The following is a 1,695-nucleotide window of genomic DNA, read 5'->3' as shown; positions in this document are numbered from 1 at the left end:
TTCTGCTTGCCCGTAAAGGCTGCGTAGTGCCGTACCGGACGTTGCATCGGTTCGCCACCGACCGTTGCGGTTTCGGCCGCAAAGACCTTACTGTCCGCGTCGTCGACGGCGACCCAGGTATCGAATGCCAAGTCGACTTCGGCTACCTGGGAATGCTCACCGACCCCGAAGACGGACGATCCCGCAAGGTCCACGCCCTGATCTTCACCGCCGTCTACAGCCGCCACATGTTCGTCTGGCTGACGTACTCGCAGACGTTGGTGGCGGTACTCGCCGGCTGCGAGGCAGCGTGGAAGTTCTTTGGCGGAGTCTTCGCAGTCTTGATCCCGGACAACCTCAAACCCGTTGTCAACGAGTCAGATCCGATCAATCCACGCTTCAGTGATGGCTGGCTCGCCTACAGCAACCACGTCGGGTTCATCACCGATCCAGCCCGGGTCGGCTCTCCGAAGGACAAACCCAAAGTCGAACGCACTGTCCAGTACGTGCGCGGCAACTTCTGGGCAGGTGAACGATTCGCCAGCCTCATCGAAGCGCAGGATGCAGTGGTCCGTTGGTGCAGCAGCACCGCAGGCCTGCGTATTCATGGGACCACCTGCGCACGGCCGCGGGAGGTGTTCGAAGACTCCGAACTGCCGGTGCTGCTGCCGGTGCCTGCGGCCTACGACGTGCCGATCTTCAAGGACGTGAAGGTCCACCGCGACTTTCACGCTGAAGTCGGACGCGCGTTGTATTCGTTGCCGCAGCAGTGGATCGGGTCGAGACTGTCGGTGCGTGCGGACACCGAACTGGTGAAGTTCTATCACCGCGGCACCCTGGTGAAGATCCACCCTCGGCAACGTCCCGGCGGTCGTAGTACCGACCGCGCTGACCTGCCCGAGCACAAGTCCGACTACGCGCTACGTGATGTCACCTCACTGATTCGTAAGTGCACCGCACACGGGGCGAACATCGGTATCTACGCCGAACGGATTCTCGACGACCCGTTTCCGTGGACGAGGATCCGCAGTGTCTACCGACTTCAAGGACTGGTGCGTCGTTACGGCGCTGAGCGGGTCGAACAGGCCTGCTCATTGTCGTTGGACCTCGACGTTGTCTCGGTCACCAAGATTGCATCCATGTTGGAGCGTGCCACCGAATCCACATCGCCGGATCTACCGAAAACAGTCGGACAGGCATCGACACGGTTCTCCCGCGATCCAGCCGAATTCCGTTCCACACCAACCCCATCATTATCCGTTGTCGACGACAGCGCCACATCCTCGGAGAACAACGCATGACCACCACTCGCGCCACCACCACACCCAACGAACCGGTCGGCACCGACCTCGTCCGCCTGCTCAAAGCCCTCAAACTCGGCGCGCTCGCCGACACCCTTCCCGAACGCGCAGCCTTGGCTCGGCAACACAAACTCAGCCACATCGGATTCCTCGAAGTGCTGCTTGCCGATGAAGTGAATCGACGCGAATCACGTTCGGCGACACTGCGAGCCACCAAAGCAGGACTCGACCCGGCCATGGTGTTCGATGCATGGAACGCGCTCGACGATCTGCGCTACGACCGGACATGGTCAAGTCCCGTGAGGTGGTGTACGACGTCGTCGCGTGATTCCTCGTCGGTGGATCAGGCGGTCAAGGCCGGTGTCACCTCCTCGGTGCCCTCGGTGACACTGTCGGCGGGCTTGTCGGTGCGGGA

At 61.5% G+C, this 1,695-nt stretch carries 1 protein-coding gene and 1 pseudogene; both read left to right on the top strand.

The features are described from left to right. The coding region (locus AIIKEEIJ_RS32195) for a Mu transposase domain-containing protein (protein WP_161997259.1) at nucleotides 1-1,280 on the top strand (1,280 nt) is incomplete at its 5' end. Next, nucleotides 1,277-1,567: pseudogene (locus AIIKEEIJ_RS32190) on the top strand (ATP-binding protein); the annotation flags it as partial. The gene AIIKEEIJ_RS32195 and the pseudogene AIIKEEIJ_RS32190, both read left to right, overlap by 4 nt. Nucleotides 1,568-1,695: the final 128 nt, after the last annotated feature.

It is taken from the genome of Rhodococcus sp. YH1 (genome assembly GCF_009939605.1).
GTDB lineage: Bacteria > Actinomycetota > Actinomycetes > Mycobacteriales > Mycobacteriaceae > Rhodococcus > Rhodococcus aetherivorans.
This window is presented reverse-complemented; position numbering and strand designations above follow the sequence as displayed.